At 63.3% G+C, this 25,933-nt stretch carries 22 protein-coding genes; 8 read left to right on the top strand and 14 right to left on the bottom strand.

Annotation, left to right across the window (positions count from 1 at the left end; translation table 11 throughout):
• Nucleotides 1-150 precede the first annotated feature (150 nt).
• From ACZ5M5_RS13990 to pedF, 4 genes are read right to left on the bottom strand one after another with little or no spacing between them, the layout of a single operon-like run.
• Nucleotides 151-1,086 (bottom strand): quinoprotein relay system zinc metallohydrolase 1, encoded by a 936-nt coding sequence (locus ACZ5M5_RS13990; RefSeq protein ID WP_103310772.1) that lies wholly within the window; start codon nt 1,084-1,086, stop codon nt 151-153.
• A 16-nt stretch (nt 1,087-1,102) separates the two neighbouring features.
• Nucleotides 1,103-1,858, bottom strand: a complete 756-nt coding sequence (locus ACZ5M5_RS13985) for a quinoprotein dehydrogenase-associated SoxYZ-like carrier (RefSeq protein ID WP_103310773.1) — start codon at nt 1,856-1,858, stop codon at nt 1,103-1,105.
• Nucleotides 1,859-1,868: 10 nt separating this feature from the next.
• Nucleotides 1,869-2,744 (bottom strand): substrate-binding periplasmic protein, encoded by an 876-nt coding sequence (locus ACZ5M5_RS13980; RefSeq protein ID WP_464739245.1) that lies wholly within the window; start codon nt 2,742-2,744, stop codon nt 1,869-1,871.
• A gap of 5 nt (nt 2,745-2,749) precedes the next feature.
• Complete coding sequence (gene pedF, locus ACZ5M5_RS13975) at nt 2,750-3,211, bottom strand: cytochrome c-550 PedF (RefSeq protein ID WP_060742596.1); 462 nt, start codon at nt 3,209-3,211, stop codon at nt 2,750-2,752.
• A 253-nt stretch (nt 3,212-3,464) separates the two neighbouring features.
• On the opposite strand from pedF, the gene exaA reads away from it, so the two are divergent.
• Nucleotides 3,465-5,330, top strand: coding sequence for a quinoprotein ethanol dehydrogenase (gene exaA / locus ACZ5M5_RS13970; RefSeq protein WP_103310776.1), 1,866 nt, complete (start codon nt 3,465-3,467; stop codon nt 5,328-5,330).
• 146 nt (nt 5,331-5,476) lie between these two features.
• A complete protein-coding gene (locus ACZ5M5_RS13965; RefSeq protein WP_464739244.1) occupies nt 5,477-6,121 on the top strand; it encodes a pentapeptide repeat-containing protein in 645 nt (214 codons plus the stop codon).
• Between the two features lie 165 nt (nt 6,122-6,286).
• On the opposite strand, the gene ACZ5M5_RS13960 is transcribed toward ACZ5M5_RS13965, so the two are convergent.
• Together ACZ5M5_RS13960 and ACZ5M5_RS13955 are read right to left on the bottom strand one after the other, a co-directional pair.
• Nucleotides 6,287-6,925, bottom strand: coding sequence for a response regulator (locus ACZ5M5_RS13960; protein WP_060742599.1), 639 nt, complete (start codon nt 6,923-6,925; stop codon nt 6,287-6,289).
• Complete coding sequence (locus ACZ5M5_RS13955; RefSeq protein WP_464739243.1) at nt 6,925-8,178, bottom strand: HAMP domain-containing sensor histidine kinase; 1,254 nt, start codon at nt 8,176-8,178, stop codon at nt 6,925-6,927. Before ACZ5M5_RS13955 ends, ACZ5M5_RS13960 begins: the two co-directional genes overlap by 1 nt.
• Nucleotides 8,179-8,556: 378 nt before the next feature.
• On the opposite strand from ACZ5M5_RS13955, the gene ACZ5M5_RS13950 reads away from it, so the two are divergent.
• The 6 genes from ACZ5M5_RS13950 to ACZ5M5_RS13925 all read left to right on the top strand — a co-directional run bounded on the left by ACZ5M5_RS13950 (nt 8,557) and on the right by ACZ5M5_RS13925 (nt 13,775).
• Nucleotides 8,557-9,723 (top strand): ABC transporter substrate-binding protein, encoded by a 1,167-nt coding sequence (locus tag ACZ5M5_RS13950; protein WP_060742602.1) that lies wholly within the window; start codon nt 8,557-8,559, stop codon nt 9,721-9,723.
• A 27-nt stretch (nt 9,724-9,750) separates the two neighbouring features.
• Nucleotides 9,751-10,740, top strand: a complete 990-nt coding sequence (locus ACZ5M5_RS13945) for a YVTN family beta-propeller repeat protein (RefSeq protein WP_060742603.1) — start codon at nt 9,751-9,753, stop codon at nt 10,738-10,740.
• Nucleotides 10,737-11,468: an ABC transporter ATP-binding protein gene (locus ACZ5M5_RS13940; RefSeq protein ID WP_464739242.1), complete on the top strand. Its 732-nt coding sequence runs from the start codon at nt 10,737-10,739 to the stop codon at nt 11,466-11,468. Before ACZ5M5_RS13945 ends, ACZ5M5_RS13940 begins: the two co-directional genes overlap by 4 nt.
• Nucleotides 11,465-12,256 (top strand): ABC transporter permease, encoded by a 792-nt coding sequence (locus ACZ5M5_RS13935; protein WP_060742605.1) that lies wholly within the window; start codon nt 11,465-11,467, stop codon nt 12,254-12,256. The genes ACZ5M5_RS13940 and ACZ5M5_RS13935 overlap by 4 nt, the downstream gene beginning before the upstream one ends.
• A gap of 259 nt (nt 12,257-12,515) precedes the next feature.
• On the top strand, nt 12,516-13,049 hold the full coding sequence (locus ACZ5M5_RS13930) for a PQQ-dependent catabolism-associated CXXCW motif protein (protein ID WP_103310525.1): 534 nt from the start codon (nt 12,516-12,518) through the stop codon (nt 13,047-13,049).
• A 60-nt stretch (nt 13,050-13,109) separates the two neighbouring features.
• Nucleotides 13,110-13,775, top strand: a complete 666-nt coding sequence (locus tag ACZ5M5_RS13925; protein ID WP_060742607.1) for a response regulator transcription factor — start codon at nt 13,110-13,112, stop codon at nt 13,773-13,775.
• Nucleotides 13,776-13,940: 165 nt separating this feature from the next.
• Here ACZ5M5_RS13925 and nahK read toward each other — a convergent pair whose 3' ends face one another.
• The 8 genes from nahK to nosR all read right to left on the bottom strand — a co-directional run bounded on the left by nahK (nt 13,941) and on the right by nosR (nt 25,740).
• Nucleotides 13,941-16,580, bottom strand: a complete 2,640-nt coding sequence (gene nahK, locus ACZ5M5_RS13920; RefSeq protein ID WP_464739241.1) for a hybrid sensor histidine kinase/response regulator NahK/ErcS' — start codon at nt 16,578-16,580, stop codon at nt 13,941-13,943.
• Nucleotides 16,510-17,673: a nitric oxide-sensing protein NosP gene (gene nosP / locus ACZ5M5_RS13915; RefSeq protein ID WP_464739240.1), complete on the bottom strand. Its 1,164-nt coding sequence runs from the start codon at nt 17,671-17,673 to the stop codon at nt 16,510-16,512. Before nosP ends, nahK begins: the two co-directional genes overlap by 71 nt.
• 307 nt (nt 17,674-17,980) lie before the next feature.
• Nucleotides 17,981-18,508, bottom strand: coding sequence for a nitrous oxide reductase accessory protein NosL (locus tag ACZ5M5_RS13910; protein ID WP_464739239.1), 528 nt, complete (start codon nt 18,506-18,508; stop codon nt 17,981-17,983).
• A 31-nt stretch (nt 18,509-18,539) separates the two neighbouring features.
• Complete coding sequence (locus ACZ5M5_RS13905) at nt 18,540-19,370, bottom strand: ABC transporter permease (RefSeq protein ID WP_060742611.1); 831 nt, start codon at nt 19,368-19,370, stop codon at nt 18,540-18,542.
• Nucleotides 19,367-20,284, bottom strand: a complete 918-nt coding sequence (locus tag ACZ5M5_RS13900; RefSeq protein WP_060742612.1) for an ABC transporter ATP-binding protein — start codon at nt 20,282-20,284, stop codon at nt 19,367-19,369. Before ACZ5M5_RS13900 ends, ACZ5M5_RS13905 begins: the two co-directional genes overlap by 4 nt.
• Nucleotides 20,241-21,590, bottom strand: a complete 1,350-nt coding sequence (locus tag ACZ5M5_RS13895) for a nitrous oxide reductase family maturation protein NosD (protein ID WP_464739238.1) — start codon at nt 21,588-21,590, stop codon at nt 20,241-20,243. The genes ACZ5M5_RS13900 and ACZ5M5_RS13895 overlap by 44 nt, the downstream gene beginning before the upstream one ends.
• 26 nt (nt 21,591-21,616) lie before the next feature.
• Nucleotides 21,617-23,536, bottom strand: coding sequence for a TAT-dependent nitrous-oxide reductase (gene nosZ / locus ACZ5M5_RS13890; protein WP_464739237.1), 1,920 nt, complete (start codon nt 23,534-23,536; stop codon nt 21,617-21,619).
• A gap of 53 nt (nt 23,537-23,589) precedes the next feature.
• Entirely contained in the window at nt 23,590-25,740 is a 2,151-nt protein-coding gene (gene nosR, locus ACZ5M5_RS13885; RefSeq protein WP_464739371.1) for a transcriptional regulator NosR, read from the bottom strand.
• Nucleotides 25,741-25,933: the final 193 nt, after the last annotated feature.

The raw sequence follows: 25,933 nt of genomic DNA, 5'->3' as shown, positions 1-25,933 counted from the left end.
TCCCGGTCTGCCACAGATTCTTGGCCTCGGGGCCGCTGCCAACAATTGCCCGCTGTGTTGAGTTTTCTAGTTCCTTGGTACATGTGGGTCTTGCGCACACCCGTGGCGAGGGAGCAAGCTCCCTCGCCACGGGCCCTCATACCACCAAGGCTATTGCGGCTGGGCATCCACCCGTTTCATCACCGCCCGCTCATAACGTGGGTAGAGATGGCTGACACTACGAATCAACTCATACCGACTCAGGCTGATCCCGGCGAAGCGCTCGGGGATGGGGCTGCGGATCATCTCGGCCATGTCGTCGCCCCGGGCCGCGCCGTCGCGCATCAGTTGGTCGAGCCAGCCCAGGTAATCGCGCATCTGCGCAAAGGGTCGGGCGTCAGTCGCCACTGGGCCATGGCCGGGCACGATCTGTTTCCAGGGCAAGGCCTGCAGGGTATCCAGGTCTCTGAGCCAGACCTCCAACCCTGGGCTGTTGGGAGTAGTCAGGGCCCGTTCGTAGAACACCAGGTCGCCGGCGAACAATACGCCGGTGGTTTCGTCGAGGATTGCCAGGTCGGCCCCGGTATGCCCGGCCAGTTGCAGCAATCGCAACCCGTGATTGCCCACCTTGAGCACACCGGGCGTCAACACTTGGCTGGGCAGCACCACCTCAGTGCCGCGCATCCAGTCGCCCACCAGGCGGTACATGTTTTCCGCCATGGCATCGCCCTGCTGCCGCAGCAAGTCCGTGGTCCCGGCCAAGGCACCGATGGGCACGTCGCTGAAAGCCTGGTTGCCCAATACGTGATCGGGGTGATGATGGGTCAGCAAGACCTGAACCACCGGTTTGTCAGTGGTCGCCGCGATAGCCTGGCGCAGCGCCTCGCCGTAGCGCTTCGACGGCCCGGTGTCGATCACCACCACGCCGGCATCAGTGACAATGAAGCCGGTATTGACGATGTTGCCACCGTTGGCCTTGGCAAAGTTCTCGGTGCTGCCTTCCAGCAGCCAGGTGCCTTCGGCGATCTGCCGGGGCTTGAGTGAATAATCGGTGGCGGACCATGCCGGCAGGCACAGGCCAAGACAGATCAGTAACAGCCAGCGCATGGCGCGTTCCTTCTGGTCAGGGAATGGCCGCCTCGAACGCGTTGCCGCTGTTGTCGCGCAGCACCAGGCGGGTTTGTCCCGGGCCTTGGATATCGAAGCCCAGGTTGGGGTTTTCGCTGACCGCCGGGAACAGCTCCAGGCGCGCCAGCAGCTTGCCGTCGGCGTCCAACAGTTGCGCCTGGTTGATGAAGAATTCCGGGATGCCGCTCACCAGGCCGTTGTCCATGGGGTGGGCAATTTGCAGACGCAAGCGACTCGACTCCCCTCGCGGATACCGCCCACCCAGCACCTCGCCCAGGTGCTCTTCCCAACCCGGCTGGGTGCGCACCACGCTGGGCGCGGTACAGCCACCACCCGCCGCGTCGATCAGGGTCGAACCGACGTGCCAGAGGCCATCGCGGGTCTGCACGGCGGCCCGCAACGGCGTGGCCTGTTCGATACGAATACGGATCGACAACCAGGGCAGCACCCGCTCCCCCGGGTGGAAGTCGACGATTTTCGGCAACGGGTTCAGCTCGGCCCAGGCCAGCACCCGTACGACGTCGCCGGCAAAGGCCCGGGCATCGATTTCCAGCGGCACCTGGCGCGCGTCTTCGGCAAAGGGCGGTGCCAGCAACCGTACCCGCTCGTCGAACACGAACGGCGCCTCCCCCAACAATTGCTTGTGATAAAAGGCCCACATCACCGACGGCACCGGATCCTTTCCTGGCTCGACCGCCATCGCCAGCCACGGCAGGCACCACAACAGCAGGCCATACGCTCGCCAGTTCATCCCTGCGCTCCTATTGGTACATCTCGGGCACTTCGTAACGCAGGCCGTAATGGGCGTAGACAGCCTTGACGCTGCCATCGCGGATCAAATCTTCCAGCGCCTCTTCCACCGCATAGGCCAACTGACGGTTGCTTTCATGCACCGCCATGCCGATTTCCCAGCGTTGCTTGCCCATGTTCGGATAGGCATTCTCCGCCAGTGCCAGTTGCGAATCGGCCGCTTCATGCACTTGCCAGTCGATTTCCCCGCGCATGGCCATGACGGCGTCGACCTCCCCGGCCTGCATGGCCCCGAAGGCTTTGGCGACGCTGGGGTAATGACGGGTCTTGGCGCTGAGCATGCCGTTGAATACCGAGGTCAGGTAGAACGACGGCACGCTGTCGACTTCCACCCCGATAGGGTGCTGCTGGAACACCGCGACGCTGCCCACCGAATCCAGCCGGCGACGGTCATACGCCACCTGCCAGCACTCCTGCTGATAAGGCCCGAACATCACCACCTGGGCGTTCTCCAGCTCACCGATGTCGTTGCGCTTTTGCACGTAGTCGTGATCGTACGGCACACGCATCATCAAGTCGGCCAACTGCCGGTCATGCAGCGGGCTGCTGCGCCAGATGTAATCACGCAGATCGTCATCGAGCTTCTCGCCGGGCGGCGCCCAGATCAGCTGCAGGCGCACACCCAGTGCCTTGGCCAAGGCCTGGGCCAGTTCGACGTCGACGCCCCTGGGCTGGCCCTGGTCTTCGAAGCTGTAGGGGGCGAAATCCTTGTAGACCGCCACCTTCAATTCCCCGGCGGCGATCATCTGATCGTAGCTGCGCACCTGGGCTTGAACCGCCTGGGCACCCAGCAACACGCAGCAGATTACCCAGGCGAACCAGCGCATGGCGATCACTCCTCGACGTGCACGCTGTCGAGATAGGTGCGCACGGCCCACAAGGCTTCCTGGCTCAGGTAATCGGCCATCTTCGGCATGTAGACCCGACCGTCGCGCACCGCGCCATGGCGCACGCGCTCGACGAACCATTCGTCTCCGGCTTCGGCGGCGTCCAACATGCGCAGGTCCGGGGCGATCCCGCCGGACTTGGCTTCCAGGCCATGGCACGCGGCGCAGTTCTGGTTGTAGGCCGAGGCGCCGATTTCTACGGCTTTGTCACGCTCGGGAGAACTGCGGTATGGGTTCTGCGAAGCCCAGCCATCGCCGTCAAGCGGCAGGTTGGTGTCCTTGACCGGGGTCAAGCCCTTGGTTTCCACTGCCTGGGGCACTACGTTGCCGTGGGCCCACGCGGAGCCTGCGCCGATCAGCCCCATCAGCAATGCGCTAGCGATGATGGCGTTGCGTTTTGTTGTCATTGTTATGCCCTCTGGATTGCACGCAAGACCTCTCTGAAGAAGCCGTGCCGTCATCTTAGGAACGCTAGGGCGCCAGCCGAATGCTGCTTTGGTGGTCGGGGTCTAGTCCCTTGGTAGCAGGCCATCCGACGCAAGTCGCAAAGACAGGCGGTTCGGGAAGTCTTCCCGGCAAGGGCGGGATTTTTTCCGTATCGGCCAGGCACCGACGCGACCCAACCTAGTCAGGCCAAAACCTTCACTGGGAACTGCCACCATGAGAATAAAAACGCTACCCGCCCTCTCCGCCCTGACTGTTGCCTTGCTGCTGGCCGGCAGTCTGTCGCTGAGCCCCTTGGCCAACGCCGCAGCGCCAGGGGTCAGTTGGGAAGACATTGCCAACGATCACCTGACCACCCAGGACGTGCTGCAGTACGGCATGGGCACCAACGCCCAACGCTGGAGCCCGCTGGCCCAGGTCAACGACAAGAACGTGTTCAAGCTCACCCCGGCCTGGTCCTACTCGTTCGGTGACGAGAAGCAGCGCGGCCAGGAATCCCAGGCCATCGTCAGCGACGGCGTGGTCTACGTCACCGGTTCCTACTCGCGGGTATTCGCCCTCGACGCCAGGACCGGCAAGCGCCTGTGGACCTACAACCACCGGCTGCCGGACAACATTCGCCCATGCTGCGATGTGGTCAACCGCGGCGCGGCGATCTATGGCGACAAGATCTACTTCGGCACCCTGGATGCGCGGGTGGTGGCCCTGGACAAGAACACCGGCAAGGTGGTGTGGAACAAGAAGTTCGGCGACCACGCCGGCGGCTACACCATGACCGGCGCCCCGGTGTTGATCAAGGACAAGACCAGCGGCAAGGTGCTGCTGATCCACGGCAGCTCCGGCGACGAGTTCGGCGTGGTCGGGCAGTTGTTCGCCCGCGACCCGGAAACCGGCGAAGAAGTCTGGATGCGCCCGTTCGTCGAAGGCCACATGGGCCGCCTCAACGGCAAGGACAGCACCCCGACCGGCGACGTCAAGGCGCCCTCCTGGCCCGACGACAAGACCACTGAAACCGGCAAGGTCGAAGCCTGGAGTCATGGCGGTGGCGCACCTTGGCAGAGCGCCAGTTTCGACGCCGAGACCAACACCATCATCGTCGGCGCGGGCAACCCCGGCCCGTGGAACACCTGGGCGCGCACGGCCAAGGACGGCAACCCCCACGACTACGACAGCCTCTACACCTCGGGCCAGGTCGGTGTCGACCCCAGCACGGGCGAGGTGAAGTGGTTCTACCAACACACGCCCAACGACGCCTGGGACTTCTCCGGCAACAACGAGCTGGTGCTGTTCGACTACAAGGACAAGGACGGCAAGGTGGTCAAGGCCACCGCCCACGCCGACCGCAACGGCTTCTTCTACGTGGTGGACCGCAACAACGGCAAGCTGCAGAACGCCTTCCCCTTCGTCGACAACATCACCTGGGCCAGCCACATCGACCTGAAGACCGGCCGCCCGGTGGAAAATCCCGGCCAGCGTCCGGCCAAGCCACTGCCCGGCGAAACCAAGGGCAAGCCAGTGGAAGTCTCGCCTCCGTTCCTCGGCGGCAAGAACTGGAACCCCATGGCCTACAGCCAGGACACTGGCCTGTTCTACGTCCCCGGCAACCAGTGGAAAGAGGAGTACTGGACCGAAGAAGTGAACTACAAGAAAGGCTCGGCCTACCTCGGCATGGGCTTTCGTATCAAGCGCATGTATGACGATCACGTCGGCAGCCTGCGGGCGATGAACCCCACCACCGGCAAGGTGGTGTGGGAGCACAAGGAAGCGCTGCCGCTGTGGGCCGGCGTGCTGGCGACCAAGGGCAACCTGGTGTTCACCGGCACTGGCGACGGATTCTTCAAGGCCTTTGATGCGAAAACCGGTAAGGAGCTGTGGAAGTTCCAGACCGGCAGCGGCATCGTCTCCCCGCCCATCACCTGGGAACAGGACGGCGAGCAGTACATCGGCGTGACCGTCGGCTACGGCGGCGCCGTACCGTTGTGGGGCGGCGACATGGCCGAACTGACCAAGCCCGTGGCTCAGGGTGGGTCGTTCTGGGTGTTCAAGATTCCGAGTTGGGACAAGGCGACGGCGCAGAAGTAGCCCGATCCCACCTGGGTCCTGACACACACCACAACCCCTGTGGGAGCGAGCTCGCTCGCGATGGCGGTCGTTCAGCCGGCATTCATGTTGACTGATATTGCGCTATCGCGAGCCAGCTCGCCCCCACAATTGCCCGAGTTCATGTCATGAGATGCTTGTCATTGCTGCTTCTGTTCGTTGGCGCCTTTGCCAACGCCGACGACCTCGACACCCCGCTCACCCTCAACGGCTGCGTCATCGCCGAAGCCAGCCAATGCCCCGGCGCCAACCTGCGTGGCGCAAAACTGGCGAACCAGGACCTGCGCAAAATGAACCTCAGCGGTGCCGACCTGCGCGACGCCGACCTGCGGCACGCGCGACTGGACTTGGCCAACCTTGAGAAAGCCCAGTTGCAGGGCGCCAACCTGACCCGCGCCAGCCTGCAACAAAGCAACCTGCGCCTGGCGGACTTCAGCGGCGCCACGCTCAAGGCGATCCAGGGCTGGGGGCTGTTCGCCCAGGGCGCGCAATTCCAACGTGCCGACCTGACCGCCGCCTACCTTCAGTTCGCCCGCTTGTCCGGCGCGCGACTGCAGGGTGCCAACCTGCAGGCCGCTGACCTGGAGATGGCCTGGCTGAGCAAGGCCGACCTCAAGGGCGCCGACCTGCACGACGCCAACCTGCAGGAAGCCAAGCTCGGCGAAAGCAACCTGGAACAGGCCAACCTGAGCGGTTCTCGCCAGCACTATGGAAATTTCCAGGATGCGAATATGGAAGGCTGCACCGGCTGCCCGACTTCCTGGGATCAGTAAGGATTGCCACAAACCCCTGTGGCGAGGGAGCTTGCTCCCGCTGGGCTGCGCAGCAGCCCCTTCCCCACGGCCCACTCAATCAATCCGTCCTGCCGAGGTGCCTGGTTTCAGGGCTGCTTCGCGCCCCAGCGGGAGCAAGCTCCCTCGCCACAATGAACCTGGGATTCACCCCGCCACCCGCACCACCCCCATATCAATCCCCAAGTGCACCAACTCGGCATGGGAGCTGACCTGCAACTTGCTCTTGAGCAACGTCAGGTGGTTGGACACGGTCTTGGCACTGATGCACAACTGTTCGGCGATGGTGCGGGCGGGAGTGCCCTTGGCGAGCATGACGAAGATCTCCAACTCCCGCTGGGTCATGCATTGCAGGCGTGGGTCGACATCCTGCCGGGAGCTGGCGCAGGCCAGTTGCGTGGCCAGGGACTGTTCGATGTAGGCATGGCCGGCCAGCACTCGGCGTACCGCTTCCACCAACACCTGGGGCGCCGAATTCTTGGTCAGATAGCCCGCGGCGCCGGCGTCCAATGCCTGGCGCACCAGTGGCAATTCGTCGTGCATGCTGAAGAACAACACCCGCAATTGCGGCAGGCGCTGGCGCAGCCGGCGGGTGGTTTCCAGACCACTGATACCGGGCAGGCCAAAGTCCATGATCACCAGGTGCGGCACCTGCTCCTGTACTTGGCTCAGCGCCTCTTCACCAGTGGCCGCTTCGCGGACCTGCAGGTCCGGCATCAGCGCCCGTAGCAGGCTGGCGTAGCCCTGCCGAACCACCGCATGGTCATCCACCAACAAAATGTTCATCACGCCTCCAGGGCAATATTCAAGGCCAGCGCCCAACCGGCGCCAGGCTGGCTGATGATGCGCAACTCCCCACCCAGGCTGCGGGCCCGTTCGGACATCGAGTGCAAGCCCACACCGGCGCGCGGTGGTTGCGTCGCACCGCGGCCGTTGTCGCGCACCAGCAAGCGCAAGCGCCCGGCGCGATGTTGCAGGCGAATCCTCACCTGCGTGGCACCGGCATGCCGGGCAACGTTGGTGAGTGCTTCCTGCAACAGGCGATACAGATGGGTCTTGTCCGATCCGGACATGGGCGGCAAGGCTTCGTCGATCCGCAGCTGACAGGCGATGCCCTGGCTGGCCTGCCATTGCCCGGCCAACAGTCCGATGGCCTCGCACAATGGCAGGTGCTGCAACACCACCGGGTACAAGTCATGCACCAGCGCCCGGAAACCCTGTTGCAAATGCTCGCAATGGTCTTCGAGCTGGCTGACGGTCTGCTCCAGCGCCGACGGCTGATCCATCACCAGGCGCAACAGGCAGGCGCGGGCACGAATGCCGGCCACGTATTGGCCCAGGTCGTCGTGCAGGGTCTGGGCCAGCCGGGTGCGCTCCTGCTCCTGCACGGCCAGCAAGGCCTGGGTGAGCCGGGCGTTATCGGCCTGGGCCGCGGCCAGGGCGGCGGTCATGCGATTGAAATGCCCTGCCAGTTGCTGCGCTTCCGGCACACCTTCAGTGCCCAGGCGCACCTGCAGGTTCCCGGCAGACACCTGACGCAGAGCCTGCAGCAGTTCATCGAGCAAACGCATGCCCCGGCGTACCGCCCAGCGGATCACCAACAGGCTGAGCGACAGCGCCAAGGCGCAGACGTACAACAGTTGCACCAACGAATCGAGAATCTCGTCGATCTCGTCCCGCGGATCGACGGCAATCCAGGCCCGCCGACCGTCAGGCAACTCCACCACCTGGGCCGCGGGGCCGTCGTCCAGTAGCTGGCGGCCGAGCCAGGCTTTCATCCCGTCTTCATCCGCGGGGAAGCGTTCCCCAGGGGCCAGCCAACGGACCCGCACATGACGCAGGCTGCCGGTCAACCGCGGCTGGAGACTGGCCGGGTCGCGCTCGGCGGTTTCCCGCAGGTAATGCACCACCGACTCGGCCGATTGCAATTCTCGCTTCACATCGGCCATGGCCTGGTGCAACAGCAGGACGGCACAGGCCAGGGTGACCAGGGCGAAGAAGGCTGACACCCAGAGGTTGATGCGCCAGAGGGCTGACATGGCTAGTGTTCCACCCCTGGATTGATACCCCCACCCTGCGGGAGCGAGCTTGCTCGCGATGACGACGGCACAGCCAGTACTGAGGCCGACTGAACCACCGCTATCGCGAGCAAGCTCGCTCCCACAGGAGGGGTTGGAGAGTGCCAGGCTTTGGGACGATCCACCCCGATCAAGCTCAGGATCAGCAGCAACGTCAGCAGCAGGGTCTTGAGAATCCGCATGGTCTGTCCCTTCCTGGGCAATGACGATTGCCTTGCATCCTAAAACCCCGGCTTCCAAGGCGAGTTACTACCTTGGTACTGCCCCGGTGGTACTTTCTGCATATTTCCCCAGGGCCATAGCCTTCCTATGCTGGCGCTACCCGCAATGGAGGACGTCATGCGCCGGCTCGTCAGTTACGCCCTGGTTTTTCTGCTGGCAGCGGCGACCGCTCACGCGGGCGATGCCACACCGCTGCAAGTGCGCATCGGCTACCTGGGCTATCGCCCCGACCCCGGCCCGCTGTTATCCAATGTCATTGCCGAGCCTGCCGATGCCGGGCAGCGCGGCGCTGAATTGGCGATCATCGACAGCAACAGCACCGGGCGCTTCCTCAAGCACGACTATCGCCTGGACAGTGCCAGCGTCGACAACCCCGAAGCCCTGCTCCAGGCTGCCCGCGCCCAACACGACCAAGGACTGCGGCTGTTCGTGGTCAATGCACCGGCCGCCAGCCTGCGCGATCTCAGCGCCGCCCTGCCCGACAGCCTGCTGTTCAACGCCGGCAGCCCCGACGACAGCCTGCGCACCACCGACTGCCTGGGCAACGTGCTGCACAGCCTGCCCGACCGCGCCATGCTCGCCGATGCCCTGGTGCAGTTCAGCGTGGTGCGCAAATGGCAGCGGGCCCTGTTGATCGTCGGCCAGACGTCCGAGGACCAGGCCTATGCCGCCGCATTGCGCCGGGCCATGAAACGCTTCGGCATGAAGATCGTCGCCGAGAAGGCCTGGCAGTTCGACAATGACCAGCGCCGCAGCGCCCAGGCCGACATGCCACTGTTCACCCAGACCGCCGAATACGACGTGGTGCTGGTGGCCGACGAGCGCGGCGACTTCGGCGAATACCTGCCCTACCAGACCTGGTACCCACGGCCGGTGGCCGGCACCCAAGGGCTGACACCCACCGGCTGGCACAAGACCGTGGAAACCTACGGCGCGGCGCAGTTGCAAAAACGCTTCGAAGCCCTGGCCGGACGCTGGATGAACGACCGCGACTTCGCCGCCTGGATCGCCGTGCGCAGCATCGCCAGCGCGGTGAGCAAACTGCGTCAGACCGACCCGTTCGCCATCCGCCAACTGGCCCTCAGCGACCAATTGCCCCTGGACGGCTTCAAGGGCCGCAAGCTCAGCTACCGGCCGTGGAATGGCCAACTACGCCAACCGATTCCCCTGGTCCAGCCCCGTGCCCTGGTCAGCACCTCGCCCCAGGACGGTTTTCTGCACCCCTCCAATGAGATGGACAGCCTGGGCTATGACCGGCCCGAAGTGAGCTGCCGTTACCCCTGATCGATAACAACAATAAGGAAAACCGCCATGCGCCGCCCGCTGTTCAAACCGGCCCTGCTCTGCCAAGTCCTTGCCCTGGGTGCTGTTCTGCTGGCTGCCGGTCCTGCCGCTGCCAGCATCGCCTGGGTCTCCAACGAAAAAGACAACAGCCTGAGCCTGATCGACATGCAGAGCCTGGAAGTCATCGAAACCTTACCCGTGGGCCAGCGCCCCCGGGGGCTGCTGCTGTCCCATGACAATCGCTTGCTCTACATCTGCGCCAGCGACTCGGACCGGGTCCAGGTGATGGACGTCGCCACCCGCAAGATCATCAAGGAGCTACCCTCCGGCAAGGACCCGGAGCAGTTCGCCCTGCACCCCAACGACCGCTGGCTGTATGTCTCCAACGAAGACGATGCCCTGGTCACGGTGATCGACACCCAGACCTCCGAAGTGCTGGCCCAGATCGGCGTGGGGGTCGAGCCCGAAGGCATGGCCGTCAGCCCCGACGGCAAGTGGGCGGTCAACACCAGTGAAACCACGAACATGCTGCACTGGATCGACACCAGCACCCAGACCCTGGCCGACAACACCCTGGTGGACCAACGGCCACGTTTCGTCGAGTTCAATCGCGACGGAACGCAGCTCTGGGCCTCGGCGGAGATCGGCGGCACGTTGACCGTGCTCGACGTCGCCACGCGCCAGGTGCTCAAGACCCTGACGTTCCAGATCAAGGGCGTGCATCCGGACAAGGTGCAGCCGGTGGGCATCAAGCTCAGCGCCGACGGCAAGCTGGCGTTCGTCGCCCTGGGCCCGGCCAACCATGTGGCGGTGATCGACGCCAAGACCTTCGAAGTGCTGGATTACCTGCTCGTGGGCCGGCGCGTCTGGCAACTGGCGTTCACCCCGGACCAGAAGCAACTGCTGGCGACTAACGGCGTCAGCGGCGATGTCTCGGTGATCGATGTAGCGAGCCGCAAAGTCCTGAAGTCGGTGAAAGTCGGGCGCTACCCTTGGGGCGTGGTGGTCACGCCATGAACGCCCTGGAAGTCAGCGACCTGAGCTTTGCCTATGGCCCACGCGAAGCCCTCAAGCAGATGAATTTCAGCCTGTCCGCCGGCCGTTTCGCCGCGCTGCTGGGGCCCAACGGCGCCGGCAAGTCGACGCTGATCGCCCTGCTCACGCGCCTGTACGACCTGCAACGGGGTGATATCCGCGTCGGCGGCCACTCCTTGCACAAGTCGCCACGACCGGCCTTGCGCCAGTTGGGCGTGGTGTTCCAACAAAGCACCCTGGACCTGGACCTGAGCATCGAACAGAACCTGCGCTATCACCTGGCGCTGCATGGTTTTTCGCGGCGCCAAGGCAGTGCCCGCATCGATGCCGAACTGACCCGCCAGCACCTGACCGAGCGCCGCCACGAGCGGGTGCGCGACCTCAATGGCGGCCATCGACGCCGGGTGGAAATCGCCCGCGCCCTGCTCCATGAACCGCGCCTGTTATTGCTGGACGAACCCAGCGTCGGTCTCGATCCGGCCAGCCGCCTTGCCCTCGGCCTGCACGTTCGGCAACTGTGCAGCGAACAGGGCATCAGCGTGCTATGGACCACTCACCTGCTGGACGAAGTGCAACCCAGCGACGACCTGTTGATCGTGCACCAGGGCCGGCTGGTCGCCAGCGGCCAGGCCGACGCGGTGAGCCTGGAACACGGTGGCACCCTCGGCTCGGCCTTCAGCCATTTGACCGCCTCGGGAGTCCGGCCATGAACGCCTACTGGCACTGTTTCAGCGGCATCGTGGTGCGCGAATGGCTGCGCTTCGTGCTGCAACGCACCCGGCTGCTCAGCGCCCTGGTCCGGCCACTGCTGTGGCTGCTGGTGTTCGCCGCCGGCTTTCGCGCGGCACTGGGCATCGCCATCATCGCGCCCTATGACACCTACATTCCCTACGAGGTGTACATCGTGCCGGGGTTGGCCTGCATGATCCTGTTGTTCAACGGCATGCAGGGCTCGCTGTCGATGGTCTACGACCGGGAAATGGGCAGCATGCGCGTCCTGCTCACCAGCCCCCTGCCCCGGGCTTTCCTGCTGGCGAGCAAGTTGCTGGCGACCTCGCTGATCTCGCTGTTACAGGTCTATGCGTTTCTCGCCATCGCCTGGCTGTACGGCATCCAGCCACCGACCATGGGCCTGCTGCTGGCCTTGCCAGCCTTGCTACTGGTGGCCCTGATGCTCAGCGCCCTGGGCTTGTTGCTGTCCAACGCCATCCGGCAACTGGAGAACTTTGCCGGGGTGATGAATTTTGTGATCTTCCCGATGTTCTTCCTGTCCTCGGCGCTGTACCCACTGTGGAAAATGCAGGAAGCCAGCCCCTGGCTGTACTGGCTCTGCGCAGTGAGCCCGTTCACCCATGGCGTGGAATTGGTGCGCTTTGCGCTGTATGAGCAGTTCAACCTCCTGGCGATGGCGGTGTGCGTGGGGTTGACCCTGGTGTTCGCGCTGCTGGCGGTGTGGACGTTCAATCCGCAGCATGCGGCGTTGCGCAAGGCCAATTGATCCTGCCGATAACGATCCTCTTGGAAGAAAGCTTTTGTGGGAGCTGAGCTTGCTCGCGATGACGGTGGATCAGCTTGCAACGATGCTGATTGTGCCGCAGCCATCGCGAGCAAGCTCGGCTCCCACAGGGTTAACTGTCGTCCTCATCCTTGCAGGCATCCAAAATTACTACTTTAGTACCGGTTTTCCTGTCTATGGTCGCATTCACAAGACCTCGACCCTGGCATGTAATGGGCGCATAACAAAAAGGATAAATCCTATGCCCCGTTTGCTGGCGATCCTCTTGCTGGGCCTGGCGCTGAATGTCGCCCAGGCCGAGACCGCGCTGTTTTCCGCGCAGGGCTACCGCATCGCCCAATACCGCAGTCCGACGCCCGTCACCGTCGACGGCGCCCAGACCCTCGACACCCAGGCCCTGCAACGCCTGCTCGGCCAAGCCTCGCCCCCGCTGCTGATTGACGTGTACCGCCGGCCCTGGGTCCAGGGGCAGTTCATCGACAACGAACCCCATGCCAACCTTCCAGGCAGCCTGTGGCTGGCCAATACCGGCGACGGTGACCTCACGCCGGCCTGGCAAGACTATTTCACCTATCACTTGCGCAAGGCCACCGCCGGGCAGACGGATCGACCACTGGTCTTTTATTGCCGCGCCGATTGCTGGTTGAGCTGGAACGCGGTAAAACGCGCCGCTGCCATGGGCTATAAGCAAGTGTACTGGTATCGCGATGGCCTCGATGCCTGGGAGGCGGCCAACCTGCCCCTGCAAGCGGCTCGCCCCGAACCCTTTCCCTGATTTTGCAAAGAAATGCGTGCAACTGCCCTGCCCCACACGACAATAACGAGGTGAATGGCCATGTATAAAATCCTGATAGCCGACGATCACCCACTGTTTCGCGAAGCCATCCACAACGTCATCAGCGACGGTTTTCCTGGCAGCGAGGTCATGGAAACCGCCGACCTGGACAGTGCCCTGGCATTGACCGCCGAGCACGACGACCTGGACCTGATCCTGCTGGACCTGAACATGCCCGGCATGCACGGGCTCAATGGCCTGATCAACCTGCGCAACGAGGCCCCGACCATTCCCGTGGTCATCGTCTCCGCCGAGCAGGACAAGCAAGTGGTGTTGCAGGCCATCACCTATGGCGCGGTGGGTTTCATCACCAAATCCTCGCCACGCTCGCAGATGACCGATGCCATCGAGCAGATCCTCAACGGCAACGTGTACCTGCCGCCGGACATCATCCGCACGCAAAAGAGCCCGGTGGGCCGACGCTTGAACGAAAACCCGGCCTTCCCGCCGGAACTGCTCCAGGCCTTGACCCGCAAGCAACTGCTGGTGCTCGAACGCATGACCAAGGGCGAGTCGAACAAGCAGATCGCCTACACCCTGGATATCGCCGAAACCACGGTCAAGGCCCACGTCTCGGCGATCCTGCGCAAGCTCAATGTGCACAACCGGGTGCAGGCGATCCTCAGTGCCGGGGATATTGATTTCGGGGCTTATTTGCGGCGTTGATCATCAGGGCATGACAATCCTGTGGCGAGGGAGCTTGCTCCCGCTGGGCTGCACAGCAGCCCCGATCAGGCTGACTCAATGAGCCTGACACACTGAGGTGCCGGGCTTTTGGGGCCGCTTCGCAGCCCAGCGGGAGCAAGCTCCCTCGCCACAACAGTGTTTGGCTCAAGATCGGGGGGGATTCAGCAGATGACTCATCGCAATCTTGAGCTTCATCGGCCGCACCGGCTTGTGCATCAGGGTGTGCCCGCGCTCGCGGATCTGCTGCTTGAGTTCGTTGCTGTAGTTGGCGGTGATCATCATGGCCGGGATCGGTGAAGCCCGGCGGGCGTTGATCCGGGCCACGGCATCGACGCCGTTCTGATCGTGGTCCAGGTGATAGTCGGCGATCAGCAGGTCCGCCTCGGCGTGGTAGTTGTCCACCTGGCGGGCCAGGTCCTGTTCCGACAGCGCGGTCACCACCCGACAACCCCAGCCTTCCAGCAAGGTGCGCATGCCGGCGCAGATCGCCGCATCGTTATCCAGCACCCAGACCCGTGCCCCGCGCAGTCGTTCGAGCATTGGTTCGCTCATGTCCAGGCACGGCGCCGGTTTGGGCGCGGTGGCGCTCAGCGGCACGTCGATGGCGAACATCGAGCCCTTGCCCGGCCAGGAGCGCACCTGGATCCGGTGCCCGAGGATCCCGGCGATTTTCTCGACAATCGCCAGGCCCAGGCCCAACCCACGGTCCTGGTTCGGGCGCTGCACATCGCCGCGCTTGAACTCCTGGAATATTTCCTCCAGGCGGTTCTCGGCGATGCCGATGCCGCTGTCCCAGACCTGGATCGACACGCGCTGGCGATGTCGGCGGCAGCCCAGCACCACCCGCCCGCTGGGGGTGTAGCGAATGGCATTGCTCAGCAGATTACGCAGGATCCGCGCGAGCAGTTGCATGTCGCTGCGCACCAGCACCGAACAGCCGACAAAGTGCAGTTCCAACCCTTCGCTGCGGGCGATCTGGGCGTATTCGGCGGCCAGGTTGTCCAGCAGCTCACTGAGGCCGAACGGCGCGACATCGGCCTTGATCACCCCGGCGTCCAGCTTGGAGATGTCCACCAAGGTGCCCAACAGGTTCTCCACGTCCTCCAGCGAATTGCTGACATTGCGCACCAGTTGCGCGTTGGCGACCGGCTCGCGGCGCTCAAGCAAGGCACTGGTGAACAACCGGGCAGCGTTGAGCGGTTGCAGCAGGTCATGGCTGACCGCCGCGAGGAATTTGGTCTTGGACAGGTTGGCCTGCTCGGCCTCGCGCTTGGCCTCCCGCAGGCGCAATTCCACCCGGCTGCGCTCGTCGATCTCGCGCAGTAACTGGTCATTGAGCGTGGTCAGTTCGGCGGTGCGTTCCTGGACCCGCTGTTCCAGGTTCTGGTAAGCCTGGTGCAAGGCTTCGGCGGTGCGACGGCGTTCAGTGATGTCGCGGATCAGCACGAAAATCCCGACCACTTCGCCGTTGGCCAAACGGTTCGGCACGTAGGAGCGCAGCATGTAGCGCTCCTGGTTGTTGATGTTGGTCTCGGCGAATTCGAACGTCACGCTCTCACCCGCCAACGCCCGGGCCACGTAGGCTTCCAGGCGCTGGTAATGCTGCTCGCTATGGGCTTCGCGCAGGCTCTGGCCGAGCATCACGCCACGGGGCCAGCAATACCATTGCTCGTAGACCTTATTGGTGAACTCGTAGACCAGGTCGGCGTTGAGGTAGGCGATCAGCGCCGGCACATGGTCGGTGATCAGGCGGATCCAGCGCTCGCTTTCGCTCAACGCCTCGGCGTGCTGGTAGCGCTCGGTGATGTCGGTGAAGGTGTTGACGTAGCCACCAGTGGGCAACGGATGCGTGCGAATTTCCAGCACCCGGCCATCGGACAGGCGCTGCTCGCATTCGTGGATCAGCCGGCCGTTGCTGTCGCGACTGGCCGGGGTCAGCAGTTGCAACTCACTGTCGGCAATCACTTCGTTGAACGGCCGGTGGGCCGCCACCGGCGCCAGGCCGCTGAGTTCGAGGAAGCGCCGGTTCCACAGCTCCAGCACGCCTTGGGCATTGACCATCGCCACGCCCTGGGACAGGTTGTCCACCGCCCGCTGCAACAGATGGGATTTCTGCGCGATGGCCTGCTCGCGGCGCACGGTTTCGCTGAGCTTGACGTCGGTGATGTCGGTAAACAGGATCACCCGCCCGCCTTCCTGGGTCGGCCGCTCGCTGACTTGCAGCCAACGCCCGTTCTGCAAACGATACAACACGTGCTCGTCGGCCTGGCCCCGGGGTTCTTCGCTGAACAGGCCGTTGGCGGTCATCAGGCGCTTGACCTCGGACAGACGCATGCCGGCGATGATCCGTACCCGGCTGTTGGCCCAGAAGGCCTTGAAGCGGCTGTTGAACAGGACGATGCGTTGCTGCTCGTCGAACAGCACAAACGCGTCGGAGATGCTTTCGATGGCATCGATCAGGTGTCGATGGGCGGTTTCCGCCCGCAGCCGCGCCTCGCCCAGTAAGTGATTACCGGCCTTGAGTTCGGCCATGGCCTGGTTCAGGGCATCGGTGCGCTCACGTACCTGCTCGGCCAGCACCACCGAGTGTTGGAATGCCGCATAGGGGTCGTTGCCCCGGGTGACGCCGGACTCCACCCGCTCGATCAGCGCCTCGTTGATGCGCCGCAACTTGCGGTTTTCGTGCTGCAGGCTGGCGAGCTGAGCCTGTAGGTCAGCGATGGCCGGGGACGCGATGTCGGGCAATGGCAACTCCGGTGAACGTCTGGTTGATGTGCATGCCATTGAACTGTTCTCCATAGGTGTTGAACCCCATCACCCGTTGTTCCCGCAGGAACTGGCCGATCTGCTCCAGGCCGCCCCGATCTTCCAACTCCAGGCGCCGGAGGAAGCAATCGCAGCCGATGGTCAGCAACAAGTCGCCAAGGCGCGCCTGCAAACCGTCGAACAGCGTTTGCAGGTTGTGCAGCAAGGGACCGGGGGTCATCGCGGTGAGGACAATGCCGTTCTCCACCGCACAGTAGAAACTCAGGCTCAAGTCCGGGTGCACCTGCTGGATCGCCCGCACGTAGTACTGGTCATTGATGCGCACGGCCAAGGGATGGGCGGCGAACACCCGGTAGTCGAGCGCGCTCACCGGCACGCCGATGTGCCGGGCATATTCCTCGGCGGCGGGTTCGGCGTTGAGCTCATAGACCCGTCGCGAGGCGCTGTTCGCACCGGTCACCACCAACTTCTCTTGTCGAGGCAGGATGTGATGGGTGGTGAAGACTTCGAACTCCAGCCAGGTGTTGATCAGCACCACCACGGCCGCGCCACTGTGGAATTGGCCTTCGAAGTAGACGTGGGTGTGGGTCAGGTAGTTGTCATCGCCGGCCGAACCGCCGAAATGCGGGATGTCCCCCAGGGCGGCGCTCAAGGCCGCCAGCACCATTTCCTCGCGGCTGGACAAGCCATCGAGCAGGGTCAAGGCGAAACTATGGCCCTTGATCGGCGCCAAGGCGTTGCTGCGACAACCGCTGGCCAGGCGCTCGACCATTTGCTGGGCGTCGATCAGACTGAAGTGTTCCATTTCCCCGATCAGCTCGGCGGCAATGGAAAAGTGCCGATGATCGAAACCCACCGCCGTCACACAGTTGCGGCCGTAGCCCTGGGGGGTGATTTCCCCGGCACTGGTGCAACCCACCAGGCGAATCCCGCCGAAACTCTGGGACAGCGCCTGGCCCAGGGCCGGCAAGTCGTATTCGGCTGAACAGAAAAACAGCACGAACCCCAGGTGCGGGTGCAACAACTGCCGCGCCAGCGCCTGGGCCACCTGCTGGACATCGCTCGCCTGGGACATGGCGCTCACCACACCTTCGCTCTGGGCCTGCTGCATCGTCGCCTCCGGCGGGTGCGTGATAGGAGCCCTGAGTGTACGAAGCCGCGCCGAGTCGACGAATGCTACTTGGGTAGTGGGTGGACGCTTCCATGGGATGAGGTTGATGCGCAATGTGGCGAGGGAGCTTGCTCCCGCTCGGTTGTAGGAGCTGCCGAAGGCTGCGATCTTTTGATCTTTCGCTTGAGACTCAAGCGTTTGGGGAAAGATCTCAGCCTCGTTGCACTCGACAGCTCCTACAGAGCCCAGCGGGAGCAAGCTCCCTCGCCACAAAGGCGGTTCGGCATACAAGCAACATTGCCCGATATCAGTGACTCATCGGCGCCATCGCGCTCGCCTGCCCCAGCAGTTTCTGGTCGATGTCTTCCAGGCGCAGCACCCGACCGCCGCTATCGCTGGCGAGTTTGTGTGCCGCCTGGGGATCGGAGAACGAGGCCAGTACCACGCCCATGGCGCCTTTGAGCCCACTGCCGATGACGAAGTAGGCGGTGCGGGCGTCAATCAGGTGAGCGTCATCCGGCGTATCCCAATGGCTGCGGCCCATGTCATGGACATACAGCTTGACGTCGGCCCGATGGTTTTCCGGTTGCAGCCACCAGCCCAGCATCTCCGCCGGCGAGCAGAACTTCTTCACGCCCCCTGCCCCGACTGCCGTGCCCTTGGGCCCGGGAAAGTCAGTGATGACCATGCCGCACACATGGCACTCGTCACTGGGATGGAACGCCAGCGCCGCCTCGCTGGCCACAGGTGGCTCGGCCTTGTCGCAAGCTGCCAGCGCCAGGCACACCAATAACCCGGCCAAGAGACGGCCCGCCTTGAAGGACACCCTGTTCATCGTTGCATGCTCCCTTGTTCAAGTTTAGAAATCATGGGCACCGGCGATTGAACAACCGGTAGGCCAGCCACAGCGGGACCGCCATCCACAGGCCCAGGCACAACCAGAGCCAAGGCCCCGACACCGGCAGGTCGCTGCCCAGGGTCAGCACCGCTGCACCGCTGGACGCCGCATCGAACCCGGACAGGTTGATCAGCCGATAGACGTCGGTAGGGTTGAACAACAGCAACCATGGCAGCAGCTCCGGGCTGAACCGCCCCTCGCTCAACACCAACAGCGCCAGTAACGCCAGGTCGAACACCAGCACGAAGAAAAACCACACCCCCAGCGCCAATCCGGCGGCGGTGGATTTCTCTGCCGACAGGCTGCTCAGCACATAGGCCAGCCCGAGGAAAACCCAGCCCAGCAATGTGCTGGACAACATGAACCGACCGAAGGCCCAGAGCAGCAGGCTCAACTGGACGTCGTCCACCAACAGGGCGATGGCCAGCATGGCGCAGCCAAAACCGATGAAGGTGGCCAGGGCCAGGATCAGGCCATGGCCGACAAACTTGCCCAGCAGCAATTGACCGCGCCCCAACGGGTAGGTCAGCAACAGCAGCAAGGTGCCGTTCTCGTCCTCACCGACAATCGCGTCGTAGGCCAGCAGCAAGGCAATCAGCGGCATCAGGAACGTCGCCAGGCTGGACAGGCTCGCCACCGTGGCGGGCACCGAGGTAAACCCCAGTTGACCGGACGCCGCCGCGCCGAGCCAGGCGATACCGATCGCCAGCACCGCGAATAGCAGGCTGATCGCCAACAACCAGCGATTGCGCAGGCCATCGCTGAATTCCTTGCGGGCCATGTTCCAGACCGGGTTCATAGGCTGGCCTCCTCGGCTGCGGCACGGAGCATGTAATGCCGGTACAAATCCTCCAGCGACGGCGGCTTGATCTCGACATCCGACGGGTCATCCTGGGCCAGTAACTGACGTAGCAGTTTAAGTTTGCTGCCGTCCGGCGCGGACACTTGCACCCCTTCGGCGCCCCACCCTTGGGTGGCGTGCCCTTCACTGCGCCAATGCTGGCGAAGCCAGTCGGCCCGCGACAGGCCCGAGGCACGGATCAGCGTCGGCAACCCGGCGTCCTCCCGCAGCCGGGCCAGGCTGCCCAAGGCCAACAGACGCCCCTGGGTGAGAATCGCGGCGCGGTTGATGTGAGCTTCCACGCCAGGCAAGACGTGGGAGCAGAGGATGATGCTGGTGCCCTGCCAACGCAGGCGGTCGAGCAGTTGATAGAGGTCCTGGGTGGCGATGGGGTCCAGGCCCACGGTCGGTTCGTCCAGCAATAACAGGCGCGGTTGGCCGAGCAGCGCCTGGGCCAGACCGAGACGCTGGCGCATGCCCTTGGAATACGTTTTCACGCGCCGTGTCGCGGCACCCGCCAGCCCGACCTCTTCCAGCAAACGCGCCACTTGCTCCGGGGCAGCACCTTTGAGCCGGGCAAAATGGCGCAAGGTTTCCAACCCGCTCAATTGCGGGTAAAACATGACGTTCTCGGGCAGGTAACCGAGCATCTGCCGCACGCTCGGGTCGCTGGGCGCGCGACCGAAGACACGAACCTCGCCCTCGCTGGCCCGCAGCAAACCTAGGATCAACTTCATGGTGGTGGTCTTGCCCGCGCCGTTGTGCCCGAACAGCCCGAGCACCTCGCCCTGGGCCAGGTTCAAGTCCAGCCCGCGCAGCACGGCGACATCACCATAGCGCTGGCTGACCCCTTCGATCTCGACGACGTTCAAGACGCGTCCTCCTCGGCACTGTTGCGTGGCGGGGCTGGACAGGGGTTTCCATCAGCGGATGACTGTCCATCACCCCGGGGGATTTCATCACCGGGAAAGCCCGCTGTACCCAGCGCAGCAGTTCGATTCCCGGACTGTTCATCAACAGCCGCACCTGGGGATACAGCCACAGCAGGCGATCCACGTTGTCGTTGGGTTCATAGGCCACATCGCCCAGGCCGTCGCCGTTGCGATCCCAACCCAGGTAGTCGCTCCAGTAATTGCCGCGCCCGTCCGCCGACCACTCCTGCAACCGCGTGGCCACGTATTTGACCTGGCGCTGGTTGTGGACGAAGGCATTGCCGGCGATGCGGTTGTCCTCGGAGCCGGCCGTCAGATGGATGCCCACGGCGCTGCGCTCGAAATGATTGCCTTCGATGCGGTTGAACAACGAGTTGTAAATGAACAGGGCCTTGCCCTCGGCGCCGGTGATCATGGTGTCGCCGGTGGACCCGTCGCGCACGTCGCTGACGAAGTTGTCACGCAGGGTGGAATAGGTGATGTAGTTCATCAGGATCCCGTAGTTCTGGTCCTGTTCGGAGCGATTGCCGATGACCGTCAGCTGGCGGCTTTGCATCAAGGCATAACCGGTGCGGGTACGCCGGGTGACGTTGTCCAGCAGGCGGTTATCGTTGGCGAACATGTAATGCACGCCGTAGCGCAAATCTTCCAGGACATTGCCCTGGAGCAGGTTGCCGCTGGAGGTATCGATGTAAATGCCATCGCGGGTTTCGCGCACCTGATTGCCGATGACCCGGGCACCGTGCACGGCATAGAGATGGATGCCGTTGCCCCGGTCCTGGGAGCGCAGGCTGGGGTCGCCCTGGATGCGGTTGTCGATCAGGCTGACGTCCCGCGTGCCATCGACCCAGATACCGAAGCCTTGGCCCTGCATCCGGCTCCCGCGCACCACGGCGCCTTTTGCCCCAGGCTGGATGAACACGGCAGCATTCATGGCCGTGAGGTCGTGGCCCCAGTCCAGGAAGGTACAGCCCTGGACCTGGACGTTCGGGGCGCGAATGATCAATCCATTGCCCTCGCCCTGCCCCTGGAATACCGCATCCGGCGCACAGGTAAGGGTCATGGGTTGGTCGATGCTGAACGAGCCCCGGTACTGGCCCGCAGGCAGGCGCCATTGCTGGTCGCCTCCGGCCTGTAGAGGTAAATCGGTGATCGGCTGCGGCGCGCCGAACGCGCCGCCCGGTAACAGGCAAAGCAGCAGCGCAATGACCGGTTGGCGGGCGTGTTGCGGCTTTTTCCCGGTCATTGCACCTGCCTCCTTGTTGAGCCGAATCAGGCCTTTTCAACCAACATGCGCCCGACCATTTCCATGTGCAGGGCGTGGCAGAACCAACTGCAGTAGTACCAGTGCAAGCCAGCCTTATCGGCGGTGAAGGTGATGGATGAGGTCTGTTGCGGGCTGATCTCCATGCTCACACCGTGGTTGGTCATGACAAAGCCATGGCTGACGTCCTCGATCTGGTCGATGTTGGTGATCGTCACCGTCACCTCGTTACCCTGCTTGACGGTGAATTCCGTCAGGCCATAGGCCGGCGCCATCGAGGTCATGTACACCCGGACCTTGTTGCCGTCGCGGATGACCTTGTTGTCGGTTTCCAGGTTGATGCCGTCTTTCTTCGCCAACTCCACGGTGCCGGCAAAGAACGGATCGTTGCGGTTCCAGATTTTCTGGGTCTTGATCTGGTCGCGCCGCGCAAGAATGCAGTCATGGGGTTCGGCGAAGGCCGGGCCGTCGTGCACCAGCTTCATTTCTTCACCGGAAATGTCGATCAACTGATCGTTCTCCGGGTGCAATGGCCCGGTGGGCAGGAAGCGATCCTTGGAGAACTTGCACAACACCACCAGCCACTTGCCGTCCGCCTCGCTGGTTTCGGTGAGGGACGCGTGGTTGTGGCCGGGCTGGTACTGAACGTCGAGTTTCTGCTTGATGTAATTGACCTTCTCGCCCTTGTAGGCGCGAATGGCCTCGTCCATGTTCCACTTCACCACCTGGCTGTCGATGAACAAGGTGGTGTAGGCGTTGCCGCGCCCGTCGAAGGTGGTGTGCAACGGCCCCAGTCCCAGTTCCGGTTCGGCGACGATCACTTCGCGCGGGTCCTTGAAACGGTCGGCGAACAAATCGTCCAGGCGGTCGATGGCGATCATCGAGACCGTGGGCGACAGCTTGCCATTGGCGATGAAGTATTTGCCGTCCGACGAGGTATTGAGCCCGTGGGGGTTCTTCGGCACGGGAATGTAGCGGGTGAACTCGGAGTCCTTGCCATCGGTCTTGCGGCCATCGACCACCGGCACCTTGGAGCCGTCCAGGTGGATGAACTTGCCTGCCTTGATCGCCGCCTCGATCCGCGGGATGTTGAACACCACCACCCAGTCGCGCTCGTTGCGCATCATGCCGCCCAGGTCATAGGCCTTCTCCGAGTTGTAGCAGGTACTGGCGGCGTACTTGCCGGTGTAGTCGGCGTCGGAGTTATCCAGGTTGCCGTCGACGATCACCTGGAACGCCATTTCCATCTTCTCGGCATCGATGGCGTTGAACATCGTGAAGCTGTTTTTGTCTTGCAGGTCGAAGGTATGGCCGTCATTGGGGTGCGGGATCACGAACTCCGCGTTGGCGAACACGTACTTGGTGTAGGGCACCTTCTGCAGGCGCAAGCCGTGGATGGCTTGCACGTTGGGCACGGTGAGGATCTTGTCGCACTTCATGATGTCCAGGCGAATGCGCGCGACCCGGGAGTTGGCCTTGTCGTTGATGAACAGGTATTTGCCGTCGTATTTGCCGTCGGTCATGGAGATGTGCGGGTGGTGGCAGTCGCCATTCTGGTACTTGGCGCTGTCACCGAGGATGCGCTTGCTCTCGTTGGTCAGGCCCCAACCGGTGGCCGAATCGACGTTGAACACCGGGATGCGCATCAGCTCGCGCATCGATGGCACGCCCAGCACCCGCACCTCGCCCTGATGGCCGCCACTCCAGAAACCGTAATACTCATCGAGTTCACCGGGGCCGACGTGGATCTTGGACTTGGCTTCCTTGGCCGCCGCAGCCCAGGACTCACGGGTGAACGTTCCGGCCCCCAGCGCCGTCGCGCCGGCCAGCACCGCCCCCGTTACCGCTCCGGTGCCGAGAAAACTGCGCCGGCTGACACCCCGGGGTTCTTCTACCGCGTCAGGGGTTTGGTCTTTTTTTTCGCTCATGCTGTGTGCTCCATGAAGAATGAAACGGTCAAGGGACAGGCCATTGGGGTGCCTCAAGGCGCCGGGTTCACCTGCACCACGGGAATCAGTTGCGCATCGGTCACGGTCGCCCTGCCGCGTTTCTTGCGCTTGTTGATCAGCGGCGGGCATTTGTTTTCGTTGTGCCAGGTCATCTGGCAGTCGAGGCAGTAATGGCATTCGTTGGCATTGATCCGGCCATCGGGATGAATCGCCTGGATCTCGCATTCCTTGGCGCACAGTTGGCAGGGGTTGCCACACTCCTTGCGGCGTTTGAGCCAGTCGAACAGCCGCAACCGGGTCGGCATCGCCAGGGCCGCGCCCAACGGGCAGACGTAGCGGCAATAGACTTTGCGGGTAAACAGGTTGATCAGCAGCAGGCCCACTGCGTAGACCACGAACCACCACTGGCGGTCGAACTTGAGGGTGATGGCGGTCTTGAACGGCTCCACTTCGGCCAGTCGCTCGGCGGTGGCCATCGACTCCAGCGAGACGCCAAATAGCACCAGCAAAATGATGTATTTGATCGCCCACAGTCGCTCGTGAACGGCGAACGGCAGCTCGTATTGGGGCACCTTGAGCTTGCGCGCCAGTTCGTTGATCAACTCCTGCAACGCGCCGAACGGACACAGCCAGCCGCAGAACACCCCACGTCCCCACAACAGGATGCTGCCGGCGGTGAACACCCAGAGAATGAAGATCAGCGGATCGGTGAGGAACAGCTCCCAGCGAAAGCCTTCGAACAGTGCGTGGACGAAGGTCAGTACATTGACCACCGACAACTGCGCCAGCCCATAGCCCCCCAGGAACACCACGGTGAACAGCAGGTAACCGCGGCGAACCCAGTGCAGCAGCTTGGGCCGCCGGGCCAGTGAGTCCTGGAAAAACAGGATGGCCGTCAGCACCAGCAAGGCTGTGCCAAGCACGCTGATTTCGACACCTTTCTGGTACCAGAGCGTCAGCCACATCGGCCGGCTGGCCTCCTCGGCGGCTGCCAGTTGCTCGGCGGTGGGCAATGGCCGTTCCAGGTACGGTTCGGGCAATTGATAGGCCAACTCGAAGCTGCTGAAGGTACCGCTGACCGGGCCGGTCTGGCGGCGCACCAGCAGCTCCAGGTTCCAGGGCGAGCCGGGGTCGAAACGGTGGGAGGCGCGGATGATGAAAATCGCCATTTCATCAAAGTCCGGCATGTCGTCGAGGGCCACATCATCGAGGCGCTGGAAATCCAGGTCGCGAAAGCTGATGGTGTCGCCCGATTGGCGCAGCTGCACCCGGTCGAAAATACCGCCACGCACGTATCCCGAGCCCTTGAAGGAATAACGCCCGCTGCCCATCACTGCGATGGCCTGTTCGCCCGGCTTGAGCTCGGCCATCAGCGTGCGGTATTGCGCCTCGCCCAGCAGGTTGCGGCCAATGGTGGGAGGGTTGAGGTGGGTGGTGTAGAGGTCGATGAAGGTGTCGTTGACTTGGTCGCCGCTGGCGGTTTCGACCTGCTCGGCTTCAGTGCCCTTGAAGGACGCATCGACCTGGCCGCGGGTGAGGTGCAGGCGACGAATAGCGCCGTTGCCGGTCAGGGTCTTCCAGTCGGCGGGCTCGTAGATATCCGCGCGCACGCGCGCCGGCGCCACAGCCAAGCCTGCGTCACTCTTGACCAGGCCCAGGGACACCGCGACATCGTGGGCGGCGCGCATGATCACTTCGTTGACCACCATCGCCGTCACGGTCGCGCCGGCGATCGCATCGACAGTCACCGCATTCGGGTCGCTGGAATGGCCCACCACCACCCGCTGGTTTACCTTGATGCCGCTGTAGCGCGCACTGAACGCGTGGAGTTTTTCTTCGGCGATGCCGATCAGCAGAATCGGTTCGTGGTGTTCCAGCACATAGGCGTCGAGGATCACGCCAGCGGGATCGAGAATGACCTGGACATTGATCGGCTTGCCGGAATAAGCGGGAATGTCCACCACATCCAGGCTCTGGAACACATAGCCCACGACCTTGCCGGCGGCGGACAGTTTGCGAACCTTGAAGGAGCCTTCGGGCTCGGAGATCGAGTCGGTCTGGTTCAGGACGTGGTGGATACGCTGTTGCGGGATGTCACCGTAGTCCTTGGCCTGGGCGATTCCGGCGAACATCAGCAGGAGAACGAACAGCCCGGGGAGCCAGGAGCGGGATGGGTGCAACATCGCAGAGGAACGGGTCATGAGCGCCAGGGCTTGAAGACAGGATCTTGGCGGTCATTGTGGGGGCTGTCCCTGGCTTGGCCCCTTGATTGAAATCAACTTGGAAGACTTAACCCTGAATCCGTGAGCAGACAGATGAAGACATCTTGTGTGGCGAGGGAGCAAGCTCCCTCGCCACACAAGCAGTTCAGCAATG

Source organism: Pseudomonas sp. Van50, from assembly GCF_055390755.1.
The sequence above is the reverse complement of the archived record's forward strand: the minus strand, read 5'-3'. Positions and strand labels throughout refer to the sequence as shown.

Bases quoted from the DNA above. Each gene is read 5' to 3' on its own strand.
- ACZ5M5_RS13990 (WP_103310772.1), bottom strand. From the start codon at position 1,086: ATGCGCTGGCTGTTACTGATCTGTCTTGGCCTGTGCCTGCCGGCATGG.
- ACZ5M5_RS13985 (WP_103310773.1), bottom strand. From the start codon at position 1,858: ATGAACTGGCGAGCGTATGGCCTGCTGTTGTGGTGCCTGCCGTGGCTG.
- ACZ5M5_RS13980 (WP_464739245.1), bottom strand. From the start codon at position 2,744: ATGCGCTGGTTCGCCTGGGTAATCTGCTGCGTGTTGCTGGGTGCCCAG.
- pedF (WP_060742596.1), bottom strand. From the start codon at position 3,211: ATGACAACAAAACGCAACGCCATCATCGCTAGCGCATTGCTGATGGGG.
- exaA (WP_103310776.1), top strand. From the start codon at position 3,465: ATGAGAATAAAAACGCTACCCGCCCTCTCCGCCCTGACTGTTGCCTTG.
- ACZ5M5_RS13965 (WP_464739244.1), top strand. From the start codon at position 5,477: ATGAGATGCTTGTCATTGCTGCTTCTGTTCGTTGGCGCCTTTGCCAAC.
- ACZ5M5_RS13960 (WP_060742599.1), bottom strand. From the start codon at position 6,925: ATGAACATTTTGTTGGTGGATGACCATGCGGTGGTTCGGCAGGGCTAC.
- ACZ5M5_RS13955 (WP_464739243.1), bottom strand. From the start codon at position 8,178: ATGTCAGCCCTCTGGCGCATCAACCTCTGGGTGTCAGCCTTCTTCGCC.
- ACZ5M5_RS13950 (WP_060742602.1), top strand. From the start codon at position 8,557: ATGCGCCGGCTCGTCAGTTACGCCCTGGTTTTTCTGCTGGCAGCGGCG.
- ACZ5M5_RS13945 (WP_060742603.1), top strand. From the start codon at position 9,751: ATGCGCCGCCCGCTGTTCAAACCGGCCCTGCTCTGCCAAGTCCTTGCC.
- ACZ5M5_RS13940 (WP_464739242.1), top strand. From the start codon at position 10,737: ATGAACGCCCTGGAAGTCAGCGACCTGAGCTTTGCCTATGGCCCACGC.
- ACZ5M5_RS13935 (WP_060742605.1), top strand. From the start codon at position 11,465: ATGAACGCCTACTGGCACTGTTTCAGCGGCATCGTGGTGCGCGAATGG.
- ACZ5M5_RS13930 (WP_103310525.1), top strand. From the start codon at position 12,516: ATGCCCCGTTTGCTGGCGATCCTCTTGCTGGGCCTGGCGCTGAATGTC.
- ACZ5M5_RS13925 (WP_060742607.1), top strand. From the start codon at position 13,110: ATGTATAAAATCCTGATAGCCGACGATCACCCACTGTTTCGCGAAGCC.
- nahK (WP_464739241.1), bottom strand. From the start codon at position 16,580: ATGGCATGCACATCAACCAGACGTTCACCGGAGTTGCCATTGCCCGAC.
- nosP (WP_464739240.1), bottom strand. From the start codon at position 17,673: ATGCAGCAGGCCCAGAGCGAAGGTGTGGTGAGCGCCATGTCCCAGGCG.
- ACZ5M5_RS13910 (WP_464739239.1), bottom strand. From the start codon at position 18,508: ATGAACAGGGTGTCCTTCAAGGCGGGCCGTCTCTTGGCCGGGTTATTG.
- ACZ5M5_RS13905 (WP_060742611.1), bottom strand. From the start codon at position 19,370: ATGAACCCGGTCTGGAACATGGCCCGCAAGGAATTCAGCGATGGCCTG.
- ACZ5M5_RS13895 (WP_464739238.1), bottom strand. From the start codon at position 21,590: ATGACCGGGAAAAAGCCGCAACACGCCCGCCAACCGGTCATTGCGCTG.
- nosZ (WP_464739237.1), bottom strand. From the start codon at position 23,536: ATGAGCGAAAAAAAAGACCAAACCCCTGACGCGGTAGAAGAACCCCGG.
- nosR (WP_464739371.1), bottom strand. From the start codon at position 25,740: ATGTTGCACCCATCCCGCTCCTGGCTCCCCGGGCTGTTCGTTCTCCTG.